The organism is Enterobacter cloacae subsp. cloacae ATCC 13047, assembly GCF_000025565.1.
GTDB lineage: Bacteria > Pseudomonadota > Gammaproteobacteria > Enterobacterales > Enterobacteriaceae > Enterobacter > Enterobacter cloacae.
In genome coordinates, this window is the sequence record NC_014121.1 from 3308482 (window position 1) to 3324332 (window position 15851).

Annotated in this window: 14 protein-coding genes; 5 read left to right on the top strand and 9 right to left on the bottom strand. The window is 55.7% G+C overall.

Annotated elements, in window-relative coordinates; translation table 11 throughout:
- Positions 1–426 precede the first annotated feature (426 nt).
- A complete protein-coding gene (locus ECL_RS16065) occupies positions 427–1935 on the top strand; it encodes an anion permease (protein ID WP_013097758.1) in 1509 nt (502 codons plus the stop codon).
- Positions 1936–1987: 52 nt separating this feature from the next.
- The gene (gene fumA / locus ECL_RS16070) at positions 1988–3637 is read left to right on the top strand and encodes a class I fumarate hydratase FumA (protein WP_013097759.1); all 1650 of its coding nucleotides are present in this window, start codon (positions 1988–1990) and stop codon (positions 3635–3637) included.
- Here the strand turns inward: fumA and ECL_RS16075 are convergent.
- On the bottom strand, positions 3626–4528 hold the full coding sequence (locus tag ECL_RS16075) for a LysR family transcriptional regulator (protein ID WP_044159328.1): 903 nt from the start codon (positions 4526–4528) through the stop codon (positions 3626–3628). The two genes, fumA and ECL_RS16075, sit on opposite strands and share 12 nt — an antisense overlap.
- A gap of 94 nt (positions 4529–4622) precedes the next feature.
- Here ECL_RS16075 and ECL_RS16080 point away from each other — a divergent pair, with 94 nt between their 5' ends.
- The 3 genes from ECL_RS16080 to ECL_RS16090 all read left to right on the top strand — a co-directional run bounded on the left by ECL_RS16080 (position 4623) and on the right by ECL_RS16090 (position 8356).
- A complete protein-coding gene (locus ECL_RS16080; protein ID WP_013097761.1) occupies positions 4623–5921 on the top strand; it encodes a serine hydrolase domain-containing protein in 1299 nt (432 codons plus the stop codon).
- A 340-nt stretch (positions 5922–6261) separates the two neighbouring features.
- On the top strand, positions 6262–7563 hold the full coding sequence (gene tcuC / locus ECL_RS16085; protein ID WP_013097762.1) for an MFS transporter: 1302 nt from the start codon (positions 6262–6264) through the stop codon (positions 7561–7563).
- Position 7564: 1 nt separating this feature from the next.
- Positions 7565–8356, top strand: a complete 792-nt coding sequence (locus ECL_RS16090) for a substrate-binding domain-containing protein (protein WP_013097763.1) — start codon at positions 7565–7567, stop codon at positions 8354–8356.
- Here the strand turns inward: ECL_RS16090 and psrA are convergent.
- The 8 genes from psrA to fliA form a co-directional block, all read right to left on the bottom strand.
- A complete protein-coding gene (gene psrA, locus ECL_RS16095) occupies positions 8328–9230 on the bottom strand; it encodes an L-proline-binding transcription factor PsrA (RefSeq protein ID WP_013097764.1) in 903 nt (300 codons plus the stop codon). The two genes, ECL_RS16090 and psrA, sit on opposite strands and share 29 nt — an antisense overlap.
- Before the next feature lie 110 nt (positions 9231–9340).
- Entirely contained in the window at positions 9341–9853 is a 513-nt protein-coding gene (locus ECL_RS16100; RefSeq protein WP_013097765.1) for a chemotaxis protein CheW, read from the bottom strand.
- Positions 9850–11778 (bottom strand): chemotaxis protein CheA, encoded by a 1929-nt coding sequence (cheA, locus tag ECL_RS16105; protein WP_013097766.1) that lies wholly within the window; start codon positions 11776–11778, stop codon positions 9850–9852. Before cheA ends, ECL_RS16100 begins: the two co-directional genes overlap by 4 nt.
- Positions 11765–12670: a flagellar motor protein MotB gene (gene motB / locus ECL_RS16110; RefSeq protein WP_013097767.1), complete on the bottom strand. Its 906-nt coding sequence runs from the start codon at positions 12668–12670 to the stop codon at positions 11765–11767. Before motB ends, cheA begins: the two co-directional genes overlap by 14 nt.
- Complete coding sequence (gene motA / locus ECL_RS16115; RefSeq protein WP_044159325.1) at positions 12667–13563, bottom strand: flagellar motor stator protein MotA; 897 nt, start codon at positions 13561–13563, stop codon at positions 12667–12669. The genes motB and motA overlap by 4 nt, the downstream gene beginning before the upstream one ends.
- Positions 13564–13768: 205 nt before the next feature.
- Entirely contained in the window at positions 13769–14344 is a 576-nt protein-coding gene (gene flhC / locus ECL_RS16120; RefSeq protein ID WP_013097769.1) for a flagellar transcriptional regulator FlhC, read from the bottom strand.
- 2 nt (positions 14345–14346) lie between these two features.
- The gene (gene flhD / locus ECL_RS16125) at positions 14347–14697 is read right to left on the bottom strand and encodes a flagellar transcriptional regulator FlhD (RefSeq protein ID WP_013097770.1); all 351 of its coding nucleotides are present in this window, start codon (positions 14695–14697) and stop codon (positions 14347–14349) included.
- 350 nt (positions 14698–15047) lie between these two features.
- Complete coding sequence (fliA, locus tag ECL_RS16130; protein WP_013097771.1) at positions 15048–15773, bottom strand: RNA polymerase sigma factor FliA; 726 nt, start codon at positions 15771–15773, stop codon at positions 15048–15050.
- Positions 15774–15851 lie beyond the last annotated feature (78 nt).

Below are 15851 nucleotides of genomic sequence, written 5' to 3' on the forward strand. Positions count from 1 at the left end.
TAATTTAGCCATTCACAATAATTTAAAGTTCGTTAAATAACCAATGGTAAAACCACTTCTCCAAAAACCAATAAAGCCCATACAAATCAATCATATAAAAATTATCAAAATTCGACATTGTTACAGAAATGATAAATTGAACTCATAATATACGTAATACCCACATACGCCAGAGTGGTTATTAATAAAAGCATAAAAATACCGCTGCAATTCTCTTTTTTTGATCGCGATCAATAGTTATGGCATCCAAAAGCGCAATATAAAAACATCATCAATTTTTAATTTAGCGCAAACCAAAATGCGTTAAATCGCTATTACTGAAAATACAAATCAGCACCTTTAATAACTAAAAAAAGCAAAGAAACTTAAGAAAGCAATTTTGTTTTTCAGTGCGACCGAATTTTTGACAACTTAAGACGTGAAACTATGAATACAAAAACTGCTGTAACGCCCCCTGTGGCGAACCAGGCATCAAATGGGAAAGCAAAACGACTGCTGATGATGGCATTGCCCGTCATCGTCGCCGTCCTGCTGCTGTTTGTTCCGGTACCAGAAGGACTGCCGCCTTATGCGTGGCACTACTTCGCGATCTTTGTCGGCGTGATCGTCGGCTTAATCTTCGAACCGCTGCCGGGCGCGGTGATCGGTCTGACTGGCGTGGTGGCGATTGCGCTGTGCAGCCAGTGGGTGCTGTTCAGCCCTGAACAGCTGGCCGACCCGAAATTCAAGCTGGCGGGTGCCTCCTTTAAGTGGGCCGTGAGCGGGTTTGGTAACTCGACTGTGTGGCTGATCTTCGGTGCCTTCATGTTCGCCGCGGGCTATGATAAAACCCGCTTCGGCCGCCGTCTGGCGCTGATTCTGGTGAAATATCTCGGCCGTCGCAGCCTGACGCTCGGTTATGCCATCACCTTCGCGGACCTGCTGCTGGCACCGTTTACGCCGTCCAACACCGCACGTAGCGGCGGGACCATCTACCCGATCATCGCTAACCTGCCGCCGCTGTATGGCTCAAAACCAAACGACCCAAGCGCGCGTAAAATTGGTTCGTACCTGATGTGGGTGGCGATCACCGCGGCCTGTATCACCAGCTCGATGTTCCTCTCCGCCCTTGCGCCGAACCTGCTGGCACTGGCGCTGGTGAAAAGCACGGTAGGGATTGATATCTCCTGGGGTACCTGGTTCCTCGCCTTCCTGCCGCTGGGCATTCTGCTGATTCTGACCATGCCGCTGCTGGCCTACTGGTTCTACCCACCAGAAGTCAAAGTGAATAATGAAGTACCGCTGTGGGCAACGCGTGAACTGGAAAAACTGGGCAAACTGTCCCGCAATGAAATTCTGCTGCTGGTGTTCGTGTGCTGTGCGCTGCTGATGTGGATCTTCGCCGCCGCGTGGATTGAACCAGCCATGGCTGCCCTGCTGATTGTGGGTCTGATGCTGTGGACCGGCGTGCTGGAGTGGAACGATATCACCGGAAATAAAGCCGCGTGGAATACCTTCGTCTGGTTCGCCACCCTGGTCGCGCTGGCGGACGGCCTCTCCTCTACCGGCTTTATCAGCTGGCTGGGTAAAGAAGGCGGTCTGTTAATGAGCGGTATCTCGCCGGGCGTTGCCACCATCGTACTGCTGCTGGCGTTCTACCTGCTGCACTACCTGTTTGCCAGCACCACCGCGCACACCACCGCGCTGCTGCCGGCGATGCTGACCATCGCCTCCACCATTCCGGGCATGAATATGGAAGTCTTCGTCCTGCTGATGGTGACCTCGCTGGGTGTGATGGGGATCATCACCCCGTACGGTACCGGCCCAAGCCCGATTTACTACGGTAGTGGCTACCTGCCAACCAAAGACTACTGGCGCCTGGGCACTATCTTCGGTGCCATCTTCCTGGCGGCCCTGCTGCTGATTGGTTATCCGTGGATGTCCATGATGTTCTGATTCCTGACCGCCGGACTTCTCCTCCGGCGGTTTTATTTTTCTGGAGCAAGCTATGTCAAACAAACCGTTTTTTTATCAAAACCCCTTCCCACTCGCGCACGACGACACCGAATACTATCTGCTGACCAAAGAGCACGTCTCCGTGGCTGAGTTCGACGGTCAGGAAGTCCTGAAAGTCGAGCCAGAGGCGCTGACGCTGCTGGCACAGCAGGCGTTCCACGATGCTGCGTTTATGCTGCGTCCTTCCCATCAGAAGCAGGTCGCCGCCATTCTTAACGACCCGGAAGCGAGCCAGAACGATAAGTACGTTGCCCTGCAGTTCCTGCGTAACTCTGAAATCGCCGCTAAAGGCGTGCTGCCAACCTGCCAGGATACCGGTACAGCGATCATCATGGGTAAAAAAGGCCAGCGCGTCTGGACCGGCGGTGGCGATGAAGCCGCGCTGAGTCAGGGGGTGTACAACACCTACATCGAAGACAACCTGCGCTACTCCCAGAACGCGGCGCTGGATATGTATAAAGAGGTGAACACCGGCACCAACCTGCCTGCGCAGATCGACCTCTACAGCGTCGACGGCGACGAGTACAAATTCCTCTGCATGGCGAAAGGCGGCGGTTCAGCCAACAAAACCTACCTCTATCAGGAAACCAAAGCGCTGATCACTCCGGCGAAGCTGAAAAACTATCTGGTGGAGAAGATGCGTACCCTGGGTACCGCGGCCTGTCCGCCTTACCATATTGCCTTCGTGATTGGCGGAACCTCCGCGGAAGCGACGCTGAAAACGGTGAAGCTGGCCTCCACCCGCTACTACGACGCCCTGCCTACCGAGGGGAACGAGCACGGCCAGGCGTTCCGCGATGTTCAGCTCGAACAGGAACTGCTCCAGGAAGCGCAGAACCTGGGTCTGGGTGCGCAGTTTGGTGGTAAATACTTCGCTCACGATATCCGCGTGATCCGCCTGCCGCGCCACGGTGCCTCCTGCCCAATCGGCATGGGTGTCTCCTGCTCCGCAGACCGTAACATCAAAGCGAAAATCAACCGCGACGGGATCTGGATTGAAAAACTGGAACACAACCCGGGTCAGTACATTCCTGAAACGCTGCGCCAGCAGGGCGAAGGCGACGTGGTCAGCATCAACCTCAACACGCCGATGAACGAGATCCTGGCGCAGCTTTCCGCGCACCCGGTCTCTACCCGCCTGTCGCTGAACGGCACCATCATCGTGGCGCGTGATATCGCCCACGCGAAGCTGAAAGAGCTGCTCGACAACGGCGAGGAACTGCCGCAGTACGTTAAAGACCATCCGATTTACTATGCGGGCCCGGCCAAAACGCCGGAAGGTTATGCCTCCGGCTCACTCGGCCCAACCACTGCGGGCCGCATGGACTCGTATGTGGATTTACTGCAGTCCCACGGCGCGAGCATGATCATGCTGGCTAAAGGCAACCGCAGCCAGCAGGTGACGGATGCCTGCCACAAACACGGCGGCTTCTACCTGGGCAGCATCGGCGGCCCGGCGGCGGTACTGGCGCAAAACAGCATCAAGAGCCTGGAGTGCGTGGCGTATCCGGAACTGGGAATGGAAGCCATCTGGAAAATTGAAGTGGAGAACTTCCCGGCGTTTATCCTGGTGGATGACAAAGGTAACGACTTCTTCCAGCAGATCCAGAACAAACAGTGCCAGGGATGTTCACAGCGCTGAGCGTTTCCATAGTGCCGGCAGCCGCGACAACGTTTGATTGATCCGTTCACGCTTGTCGCTGCCCGGCTTCCAGATAGTGACCATCGTCTGACTTATCCCCTGGCTGCCCACTTCGGTGGGCAGCCTTTTTACGTTTTTCCACTGCGTCGCATGAAGATGGGTCGGCAAAAAGCCCCAGCCACAGCCCTGCTCCAGCAGGCCGCGCAGCATCTCAATTTCATTAGTGAAAAGGGTATGCCCGGCAATTTGCAGACGACGGGCAACCGGTTCATCTGACGCGGCATGCATAACCACCTGCGGAACCAGAGAGAGATCGAGCAGCGAAACCGGCGTGGCAACCTTCGCAAAAAGCGCGTCTGCGGCGTAAAAATCCATGTCGATGGCTCCCAAAGCCCGCCACTCCATCTCATTACCCACGCTGCGGTTGCGCGCCTGGCAGATACCTAAATCCGCCTCTCCGCTCGCCAGCATGGCTTCCGCCTCGTCACGCGACGCGCTGGTCAGGCTCAGGCGTATTTTTTGTGCCGCCATTTCTGCAATCAGCGCCTGCAGAAAAGCCCGGGGAGTGAACGGATCGTAAACAAGGGCAATGTCCTGCGTCGCGCTGTCCGGCACCGCTCTGGCAAAGGCCTCAAAGGCTTTCACCTGACGCATCAGCAGGTGCGCCTGTCGCTGAAGCTGTTCCCCTTCAGGCGTTAGCCGCACGCTGCGTCCCTCGCGCAGGAACAGGGCATAACCCAGCCCGTCCTCAAGAAAATCGATCAGATCGCGCAGGGTCGTACGGTCTTTACCGAGCTTAATGGCCGCCTTCATCAGGCTGCCGTGCTCTGCCACCGCGGTAAACGCCTCCAGCTGGGCAAATGAATAGACCATCGCTTCCTCTCCCTTCATTCCGTTTTTCGGGGGAATTTCCCCCATAACCCGTTTTTTATTATAGGGCGCGGCTTCTTAAACTGAAGTCCTTCCTGAACCAAACGAGATAAACATGAAAAACAAAACGTTAAACCGCAGCCTGCTCGCCGCACTGGTGGTCAGCAGCCTCTTATCCCCTGCCGTTATGGCTGCCTGTCACGGCACCGACCTCAACCAGTGCCCTGCACCGTTTGACGCAACTCTTCCCGACACGCACAGCATGCTCACCTGGAGTCAGGCGGATCGCGTGGTGGGCTTTCGTAACGACTATCGCAACTACGCGGGCGATGTTTTCCGCCACGGAAAGGCCACACCGCTGCTGGCAGCAGAGAAACCGCTTACCGACGCCCGCTATCAGGTTAATGGCAAGACCTATACCCTCCAGGATTACGTGAAGCGCCAGAACGTCAGCGGCATGCTGGTGCTGAAGGACGGCAAAATAGCGTGGAAATATCTGGGTGAAGGCAATACCGATTCCACGCTCTGGACATCACGTTCGGTGGGGAAATCCGTGGTCTCTGCGCTGGTCGGGGTCGCCCTTAAAGAGGGCAAAATCCACTCCCTTGACGATCTTATCACCCGCTACGAACCCGATTTAAAAGGCACGGCGTGGGATGGGGTGACGCTGAGACAGCTGATCACTCACACCTCTGGCGTGGCGTGGAACGAAGACTACACCAACCCACAGTCTGATTTCGCGCAGCTCACCGAATGCGAAGCGAAGCCGGGCACCTACGACTGCGTGCGTAAGCTGGTGAAGGGGTTACATCGGGAACACCCGGCCGGAGAGAACTGGTCCTATTCATCGGGTGGCGCGTGGCTGCTGGGTGACGTGCTGGAGCGCGCCACCGGTATGACGCTGGCGGCGTACCTGGAGAAAAGCATCTGGCAGCCGTACGGGATGGCGAACGACGGCGTATGGCATGCCTACCGTAAAGGCCAGCACGATGTCGGCGCGCACGGCTTTAACGCCACGCTGGAAGACTGGGGCCGCTTCGGCGAATTTATCCTGCATAACGGTACGCTCCCTTCGGGCAAACAGATCCTGCCTGACGGCTGGGTAAAAGAGTCGTCAGACTGGACCCAGGCGAAAGGCTCCGTCTCAGACGCGCATCCGAAAGGGTTGTACGGCTATCAGTGGTGGAATAACGAGGTGCCCGCCACGGCCACAGACGTTAAGCCCGCGCCAGAGGATTCCCTGAAAGATTCACTCTGGGCGCTGGGGATTTTTGGCCAGATGATTATGGTGAATCAAAAGGAAAACCTGGTGATCGTCCAGTGGTCCACCTGGCCGCAGGCGGAGCCGTCTTTCAGCGCCCAGCCGCTGGAAGCGTCGCTGATGTTTAGCGCAATTGCACAGGCGCTGCGCTGAATAGAGCGCTCTGCCAGTTTTGCCCGGCGGCGCTACGCTTGCACGGGCCTACAAAATTCACAGGTCGGGTAAGCGAAGCGCCACCCGACAAGAGCAGCGGCTACTCTGCCCTTCTGCGCGATATCACAAAATAGCGATATCAGCCACTTAGCGAATTATGGTGAATAAAAAATCAATGAATTGTTAAGTTATTGTTAGGCATGTAAATCCCGGTCAACGTCCTGTCATTGATGTGCAGCACGCATCAGTCCATGCGTGATTTGCGCTTATTAATTTCCGTTTAATGCGCCAGTTTTCAGAAACAGACGGATAACACGTCAATAAAAAACTGGAGACGACCATGATTTCCTCAACCCCACCTGCAACCGTTCGCGCAAGAGCGGGCGCGATACTTCGCGTCACCTCGGGCAATTTCCTTGAGCAATTCGACTTCTTCCTGTTCGGGTTCTATGCCACCTACATCGCGCATACCTTCTTCCCGGCGAGCAGTGAGTTTGCCTCGCTGATGATGACCTTCGCCGTCTTTGGCGCAGGCTTCTTAATGCGCCCCATTGGCGCGATTGTCCTCGGGGCTTACATCGACAAGGTGGGTCGCCGTAAAGGGTTAATCACCACCCTGTCGATAATGGCGGCCGGTACCTTCCTGATTGTGCTGATCCCCTCTTATGAGAGCATAGGCCTGTGGGCGCCACTGCTGGTGCTGGCTGGACGCTTGCTGCAGGGCTTTTCCGCCGGGGCGGAGCTTGGCGGCGTGTCGGTCTACCTGGCTGAAATTGCCACGCCGGGTCGCAAAGGCTTCTTTACCAGCTGGCAGTCCGGCAGTCAGCAGGTGGCGATTATGGTGGCCGCCGCAATGGGCTTTGCGCTGAACGCGATGCTGGAAGAGAGCGCCATTCGTGAATGGGGCTGGCGGATCCCGTTCCTGTTCGGCTGTCTGATTGTGCCGTTTATCTTCTTCCTGCGCCGCAAGCTGGAAGAGACCGAAGAGTTTCGCACCCGCCGTCACACGCTGGCGATGCGTCAGGTCTTTACCACCCTGCTGGCGAACTGGCCGGTTGTGGTCGCGGGCATGCTGATGGTCGCCATGACCACCACCGCGTTCTACCTGATCACCGTCTATGCGCCTACCTTCGGCAAAAAAGTGTTAATGCTCAGCGCCTCCGACAGCCTGCTGGTGACGCTGCTGGTGGCCATCTCCCAAACTTTTATCTGGCTGCCGGTGGGCGGAGCCCTGTCGGACCGCTTCGGCCGTAAACCGGTGCTGGTTGCCATGACGCTGCTGGCGCTGATCACCAGCTATCCGGCCCTGACGCTGCTGGCGCAGGCACCGAGCTTCTCCATGATGCTGAGCGTATTGCTGTGGCTCTCCTTCCTCTATGGCCTCTATAACGGCGCGATGATCCCGGCGCTGACGGAGATCATGCCGGTTGAAGTGCGTGTTGCCGGTTTCTCACTGGCGTATAGCCTTGCTACCGCGATCTTCGGCGGGTTTACACCGGTCATTTCAACGGCCCTGATTGAGTACACCGGCGATAAAGCCTCCCCGGGGTACTGGATGAGCTTCGCGGCGATATGCGCGTTGCTGGCAACGCTTTATCTCTACCGTCGCAGCGCGATGCGTCTGCAAGTACAGAGAGGATAATATGCGCATATTTGTACGTTCAGGCCTGACCGGGCTGGTAATACTGGCGACCAGCGCAGGTGCGCTGGCCCAGGAGGTGACGGTCATGATTTCAGGCGGTTTTAAGGCCGCGCTGGAAAAACTCGCCCCCCAGTATGAAGCCCGGACGGGCGACCATATCGTGCTGATCCCGGGGCCGTCGATGGGACAGACGCCGCAGGCGATCCCCAACCGACTGGCGCGCGGTGAAAAAGCAGACGTGGTGATTATGGTGGGTGATGCACTGGCGCACCTGGCGAATGACCGGATGGTCAAAGAAGGCTCGCGCGTTGAACTGGCGGATTCGCCCATCGGCGTGGTGGTGAAAGCCGGCTCGCCGGTACCGGATATCGCGACCGATAGCGCGCTCAAACAGACTCTGCTTAAGGCCACCACCATCGCCTATTCCGACAGCGCCAGCGGCCGGTATGTGCAAACAGAGCTCTTCAAAAAGCTGGGGATTGAAGCACAGGTAGAGGGCAAAGCGCATAAGGTGGAGCGCATACCGGTCGCCTCCGAGGTGGCAAAAGGGAAATACGCCGTGGGTTTCCAGCAGGTCAGCGAGCTGTTACCCGTGCCCGGCGTAACCTTTGTTGGCAAACTGCCGGATAACCTGCAGTACATCACCCGTTTTGCCGGCGCGGTCACCGCTCACGCGGAGCATCCTTCCGAAGGTAAAGCGCTGCTGGATTACCTCGCATCAGCAAACGCGCAGGAGACCATCACCGCCACCGGGATGATCCCCGTCACTCCGCCGCGCGATAACGCGCAGTAATGAGTGTTTCCAGCTCAGCGGCAATCCACGACTGAATACGCCCGCTGCGCCGGATCAGCCCGACAGTGCGTTTGACCTCGGGCTCGGTCAGCGGAATGTGCGTCAGGAAGGAGTGCTCAGAGTGCGGCATTGACATGGCGGGGACGGCAGCAATACCAATCCCCGCCTCCACCATTCCCAGCATCGTGGTGACGTGGCGCGTCTCGCAGATCCCCGGGCGCTCCGGCTTAATATGGCCGAGCATCTGAACGAGCAGATTCCGGTTCCCCGATGTAATGTCCAGGCTGATGTAATCCTGCTGATAAAACGTCTGCCAGGTCAGACTCTTGCGTCCCGCCAGCGGATGATCGCGACGACACGCGGCGACGTATACATCCTCCACCAGCGGAATAAAGGTGAGATCTGGCTGCAGGCTCCTCGCAAAACAGATGCCAAAATCCGCCTGCCCGCTGGCCACCGCGTCAATGACGTTGCCCGCGCTGCTGTCGATAAGCTTGATGCGCACACGCGGATAGCGGCGATGAAACTGGCGGATCACCTCCGGCATAAAATGGCAGGCCGCCGAAGGCACGGTGGCAACGGTAATTAGCCCGGTGCGCTCCTCGCTCACCTTGTCGATATCCGCCAGCATCGTTTCCACATTTTCCAGAAGCTGCCCGCAGCGGTCGGCAAAGGTCTGCCCGAAGAGCGTCAGCGTCACGCGCCGGGTGGTTCTGTCGAACAGTTTCGCGCCGACGGCGGTCTCCAGCTTTTCAATGCGGCGGCTTAAGGCGGACTGGGAGAGGCAGATAGATTCTGCGGCGATACGGAAGTTACCGTACTCCACCAGCGCTCGGAAGGCATAAAGATCGTTGAGGTCGAAATTGACGGGCATAGATTCTGGCAATCCTTAGCGCTTTCTGGAAACTCGAATATTCATAATAGCGACTTATGAATCAGCGGCAACCTCCACCGCTGATGCGTATCCAGAAAGCGCGATGCGCCTTAGTGGGAGTCGATATATGACTCGGTCACCGAATCCACCAGCGCCATCTCTTCACGGCTCAGCAGCATCTCAATATTCACCAGAATAATCATTCGACTGTCGAGCACGCCCAGCCCAAGCAGGTAGCGGCCAGAGAGCACCGAGGCCACGTCCGGGGTCGGCTTGATGTTATCCACATCTATCGACAGCACGTCCGCCACGCCGTCAACCACGATACCCACCACGCGATCGTTCAGATTGAGCACGATGACCACCGTTTTGTCGTCCTGTGACGGATCGGGCAGATCAAAGCGTACGCGCAGATCGACAATCGGCACAATCACGCCGCGCAGGTTGGTTACGCCGGTAATAAAGTTCGGCGCGTTCGGAATGCGCGTGAGGCGATCGCAGCCGCGGATCTCCTGCACTTTAAGAATATCAATGCCGTACTCTTCATCGCCCAGGCGGAATACGAGGTACTCCTGGGCGATGGCGTCGGTTGCGGCGGGTTTACTGGCGGTTGCTACAGTCATGCATTTACCCCCTCCCTCTGGGGTTGTGGAGCGTTGAGCGTTGAAAGCTCAACCACATCAAGGATCAGCGCCACGCTGCCATCACCGAGGATGGTTGCTGCAGAGACGCCAGGCACTTTGCGATAGTTATGTTCGAGGTTCTTCACCACCACCTGCTGCTGGCCGATAAGCTGATCGACCCACAGCGCATAGCGGCAGCCCGCGCTTTGCACAATAACCACAATGCCGTCATCGGCAGGCGCTTCGCCCGCCACCGAGAGGCGCTGGCGCAGCAGCACCAGCGGCAGATATTCGCCGCGCACCTGCAGCAGACGCTCTTCGCCGACAAAGCGGCACAGCATGTCGTCGGTCGGCCGCAGCGACTCCATCACCGCGCCCAGCGGCAGGACGTAAATCTCGTCCCCCACCTTCACCAGCATGCCGTCGAGGATCGCCAGCGTCAGCGGCAGAATAATGCGAATGGTGGTCCCGGCCCCCGGCGTCGAGAGCACGTCCACGTGGCCGCCCATCGCCAGAATGTTGCGTCGCACCACGTCCATGCCGACGCCACGCCCGGAGACATCCGTCACGCTCTCGGCGGTAGAGAAACCGGCGGCGAAGATCAGCATCCACACGTCGTCATCACTCATGGTGTCGCTGATGGTCATCCCCTGAGAGCGAGCTTTGGCGAGAATTTTCTCCCGGTTCAGCCCCGCACCGTCGTCGCTGACCTCAATCACGATATTGCCGCCGTGGTGTTCGGCTGAAAGCGTCAGGTTCCCGGTCACCGGTTTGCCTTTTGCGGCGCGCACCTCTTTCTCTTCAATGCCGTGGTCGAGGCTGTTACGCACCAGGTGGGTAAGCGGGTCGATAATGCGCTCAATCAGGCTCTTATCCAGCTCGGCGGAACCGCCTTTCAGGGTCAGTTCGACCTCTTTATTCAGGCGAGCGCCCAGGTCGTGCACCAGCCGCGGGAAGCGGCTAAAGACGTAGTCCATCGGCATCATACGGATAGACATCACCGACTCCTGCAGCTCGCGGGTGTTGCGCTCCATCTGCGCCACGCAGCCGGAAAGCAGATCGTAGCTGGCCGGATCGAGGGTTTTCGACAGCTGGGAGAGCATTGCCTGGGTGATAATCAGCTCACCGACCTGGTTGATGATCTGGTCGACTTTACTCACCGCCACGCGAATGCTGCCCGACTCCTGACTGGCTGCGCGTGGTGCAGGAGGCGCTTTTTTGATAACGGTTTGAGGTAGCGCAGCAGGCGTTGGTACCGGCGGAGTGGCTTCTGCAGAACGTATCTCAATCTGCTTGCTGTCGAGCACAAAACAGAGCACGGCGGTGATATCCTCCGCCGAGGCAGTGGTCTGTAGCGTGACCGTCATGCTGTCTGACGTCGCCTCTACGTCTGTCACCTCGCCCATGTTGGTCAGCTCGTCGCGCAGCGTCGTCTGTTCGCGCGCCCCGACGTCACGCAGGGTCACCACCAGTGTGGTTTCCGTTTCCTGCATCGTACTGGCCGACGCTGGCGCGGGTTCGGCTGGCATCACAGGCTGCTGGCCTTCAAGGGCAATCTCCCTCAGGGCTTCACAGATATAGCGATAACGTGCTTCATCAGGCTCCTGCGAAGACTGATAGGCTTCCAGCTGCGCTTGCATAATGTCCTTACATTCCAGAAAAAGGTTGATGATTGAGCGACTGAGCGTTCTCTCCCCTGCCCGCGCCTGGTCAAGGAGGTTCTCCAGCAGGTGGGTCGTCTCCTGTAATGCGGTAAAGCCAAAGGTTGCCGCGCCCCCTTTCAGCGAGTGTGCCGCACGAAAGATGGCGTTCAGTTGCTCCTGGTCCGGTGCTTCTATGTCAAGCTGCAGCAAAAGCTGCTCCATCTCAGTCAGCAGTTCTTCCGCCTCGGTAAAGAAGATCTGCGAAAAATCATTCATGTCCATCGGTATAGCCCTGCACGTTTTGCAGATTGATATCGCTCAGCACGCTATCTGCACGCTGGGCCTGCGTATCTTCCAGACGGATCTCCTGCTCTTTCGAGCGGCTGAGCACCAAAATGCTGATGCGGCGGTTCACCGCACTGTCCGGGGATGTGTTCTCCAGCGGCATTCGGCTGGCGGTGCCAATCACGCGTAAGAAGCGTTCATCGTTAAGGCCGCCCCGGACCAACACCCGGCGGGCGGCATTTGCGCGCCCGGCGGATAGCTCCCAGTTGCTGTATCCGCCGTCGCCACCGGCATACGGCAGCGAATCGGTGTGCCCCGTCAGGCTCAACGCGTTTGGCAACTCCTGCAGCAGCGGCACCAGCGCCTGCAGAATGCCGTTCATGTAGGATTCCGGCAGTTCGCTGCCGACGCGGAACATCGGGCGGTCCTGCGAGTCGGTGATCTGGATCAACAGACCGTCGTTGGTGAGGTTGAGCAGAATGTTGGATTTAAAGTTATTCAGCCGCGGATCGGTTTCGATCATCTTCTGCAGCTTCTCTTTCGCCTGCTTCAGGCTTTCGAAGCGCTTGTGCTTATCGATACTGGCAATTTGTCCTTTAAACACCTCACCCTGCCGCTTGAGAATGTCATCCCCTCCGCCGGGAATGACGCTGTCGCTCAGGCTGGTTTTATCGCCGTTGGCCATCGAGGGCTTCAGCGGCATACGGAAGTAATCGGCAATGAGCTCCCTTTCCATGTCCGTGGACTGCGACAGCAGCCACATCACCAGAAAGAACGCCATCATCGCGGTCATAAAATCGGCATAGGCAATCTTCCATGTCCCACCGTGGTGGGCATGTTTCTTTTTCTTACGCTTACGTGAAATGATGACAGGCGTGACGTTCTTCATGCGGCGCCGTCCGAGGTTTTGGTTTTCAGCGTGGCGTTAGATTTGACTTCACGCACGTGCTCTTCCAGCTCTTCAAACGATGGACGTTCGCTGGTAAAGATGGTTTTACGACCAAACTCAACCGCAATCTGCGGGGCATAACCATTCAGGCTGGAGAGCAGCGTCACCTTAATGCACTGCAAAATTTTGACCTGGTCAGAACTCTTCTGGCGCAGCAATGTCGCCAGCGGCAAGACAAAACCATAAGCGATAAGGATCCCGAGGAAGGTGCCCACCAGTGCATGGCCAATCAGCATACCCAGCTCCGCCGCCGGACGATCCGCCGACCCCAGCGCGTTAACCACCCCCATCACCGCCGCCACAATACCGAACGCCGGAAACGCATCGCCAACCGTGTTCAGGCTGTGGGCGGGCACTTCCAGCTCTTCTTCGCAGGTTTCGATCTCCTCGTCCATCAGGGCTTCGATTTCATGGGAATTCATGCTGCCGCCAATCATCAGACGGAAGTAGTCGAGGATAAAGTTGGCGAGCATCGGGTCGCTCATCAGGCGGGGATAGGCGCTAAAAATATCGCTGTTCTGCGGGTCTTCAATGTCCTTTTCCAGCGACATCAGCCCGTGAACGCGGCTCTGGGAGAGCAGCAGAAACATCAGCGCCATCAAATCCATATACACCGCTTTGTTGTAGCGCTTACCGACAAAAATTTTAACCAGCGCCTTCCCCGTCGACTTCAGGGATTTCACATTGTTGCCGACAATAAACGCCCCGACCCCGGCACCGCCGATAATCAACAGCTCCAGCGGCTGAAACAGCGCCATCAGGTTACCGCCGGACAGAAGAAAACCACCAAAAACGGTCAATATGACAACAAGATAGCCAACAATAACTAACACACTCTCTCCTTTTACTTTTTTGACCGATGCCGGTTTTCCCGGCATCAGGTATACCCGTCATACTTCAAGTTGCATGTGCGTTGGCTGCACTCGCTCACCCCAGTCACTTACTTATGTAAGCTCCTGGGGATTCACTCCTTTGCCGCCTTCCTGCAACTCGAATTATTTAGGGTATAAACGCCATCTTGCGCACAGCCGTCCGGGGTTACGCCGTCATGATTTCCGGCGCGGCAAACGTGCCCAGAAGCCCGGTATTGCTCACCTGGGATTTTTTAAGCGCGCGCGACGGCGGGCTGCACAAGCTGCAGGTAAATGGGTTTTTAATAAATTCGGTGGTGACGATAAAACCACCACCACACACGCTACAGGCTTTACGCGAAATAATGCCGCAGTCGATAAAGCGTAATAATGTCCAGGCTCGGGTCAGCCCCAGCACAGGCTTCTCATCAGAACAGGTACTGCACTGCTCAAGATAAAGACGATAGGTCTTCATCAGCATTTCAATAGAGCGACCCTGTTCGGTCTTTTTCAAATAGAGGTAAATGTTGTAGAACATGGAAGAGTGAATATTCTGCTCCCACGACATAAACCAGTCTTCGGAAAAGGGCAGCATCCCTTTTGGCGGCGGACAGCCGCGCAACTCTTTATATAAACGAAGCAGGCGACGGCGGCTGAGTGATGTTTCCGATTCCAGCACCTGCATTCTCGCCCCGAGAGAAATTAACCCCATGGCGATATTCACTTCGTCAATTTCCTGCAGCAGACTTTTTTCACCACACATGATTATGCCTCCTCCGCGGTAATAGCATCTTCTTCGCTTAAAGCATTAAGAAGATTGGTCGACAAAATAATGCCGGTGTGAATTTGCTGCAGCGCTTCAATACGCGAATCCTTGGTCAGATTTTCAATCACCACTTCATCATCAACCCGCAGACGACAAATAAGCTGATTAGTGGTGGCCAGCTTCATTAATTGTGGCAGCGAAAGTTCTTTCAGGTTATCAATTGTCCCTTCAGACAATCCAAGGCGAAAACCCGCCGCAAATTTATCCTGACGAATCAGCTGCTGCGCCAGCAGAAGATAGGACAGGTTAATATCGTGAATATTTTGCAGGTACTCGTCAAAATTGGACACAGGCGAAAACTCCCAATGTTATTCAGCCAATAGCTGGCATGTCAGTTAAGATAGATAACGTTTCCGAACTGATGCAGAGAGTCTTTTGGTATTGATATTCACCAAGGTAAGTCATTCTTCCTCAGTAAATGAGTCAATGCCAAAGGAGGCTGCATCTCAAAACTGGCAAAATCATAAACACTAAGTATTTTCCGAACAAGCGACAGAAATTCCCTCAAATCCACAAATTGGTGTTAACTTGTTGATTTTGTAAGTTAATAAAGCATTATTAAACGTTATTAAACCTTGATTTTAATGATTAACCCTGTTCCTTACTCCGAATTAACAGCCGCAATGTTAATAGCCTGTAATTATTTCGATGATGATTCCATCCGACTTCTTAACCGCTTAACAGCCAGGCTGTGTAACTGACTTACGCGCGTTTCCGTAATACCCAGGATTAGCCCGATCTCTTTCATATTCAAATCCTGCAGATAATAGAGCTGCAACAGCACCTGCTCTCTTTCGGGTATGACCTGAATATGTTCTGTGATCCGTTCCATCAAATTCTGCCTGACCGCATCGTTTAATGGATTAAGCTGTTCATTTTCCTCATCACTGGTTTCCCAGCTGTCGGCATAATTTTCCTGCAGCTCGTCAACCGAGTACATCTGGCTGGCGTTATTATCTGCCAGCATCTGCTGAAACTCCTGCAACGAGACGCCCATGCGTTCGGCGATTTCAGCTTCCGTAGCTTCGCCCCCTTTTTCCTGCTCGATTTGTTGAATAAGCGCGACAATTTCCCGAGTATGAGTTCGAACCCGACGCGGAACCCAGTCACTTTCTCTCAGCTCATCTAATAATGCCCATTTCACCCGCTGGGAGATCCACGCGGTAAGCGTTACCCCTTTTTTCGGGTCAAAACTCTCGACTGCACTTAAAAAACCTATCGAGCCCGCCTGAATTAAATCATCCAGCTCGACGCTGGCAGGAAGTCGCTTATGTAAACGCAATGCTTCCTGCCGCACCAGATAGTGATATTTAGACCAGACTACCGATTTATTTTCCAGCCCTTCGGCCGTGTAAATACCATCCACGATTGCATTCCACCTGCTATTCTCTTAAAGAATTATCCGGTGAAACGGCGCATTCAAATAGTGCGATAAGCCTTTATA

Coding starts and splice junctions, on each gene's coding strand:
- psrA (WP_013097764.1), bottom strand. CDS start 9,230: ATGCCCGTCAATTTCGACCTCAACGATCTTTATGCCTTCCGAGCGCTG.
- ECL_RS16090 (WP_013097763.1), top strand. CDS start 7,565: ATGCGCATATTTGTACGTTCAGGCCTGACCGGGCTGGTAATACTGGCG.
- motB (WP_013097767.1), bottom strand. CDS start 12,670: ATGAAGAACGTCACGCCTGTCATCATTTCACGTAAGCGTAAGAAAAAG.
- ECL_RS16075 (WP_044159328.1), bottom strand. CDS start 4,528: ATGAAGGGAGAGGAAGCGATGGTCTATTCATTTGCCCAGCTGGAGGCG.
- fumA (WP_013097759.1), top strand. CDS start 1,988: ATGTCAAACAAACCGTTTTTTTATCAAAACCCCTTCCCACTCGCGCAC.
- ECL_RS16065 (WP_013097758.1), top strand. CDS start 427: ATGAATACAAAAACTGCTGTAACGCCCCCTGTGGCGAACCAGGCATCA.
- cheA (WP_013097766.1), bottom strand. CDS start 11,778: ATGGACATGAATGATTTTTCGCAGATCTTCTTTACCGAGGCGGAAGAA.
- flhC (WP_013097769.1), bottom strand. CDS start 14,344: ATGTGTGGTGAAAAAAGTCTGCTGCAGGAAATTGACGAAGTGAATATC.
- ECL_RS16080 (WP_013097761.1), top strand. CDS start 4,623: ATGAAAAACAAAACGTTAAACCGCAGCCTGCTCGCCGCACTGGTGGTC.
- tcuC (WP_013097762.1), top strand. CDS start 6,262: ATGATTTCCTCAACCCCACCTGCAACCGTTCGCGCAAGAGCGGGCGCG.
- ECL_RS16100 (WP_013097765.1), bottom strand. CDS start 9,853: ATGACTGTAGCAACCGCCAGTAAACCCGCCGCAACCGACGCCATCGCC.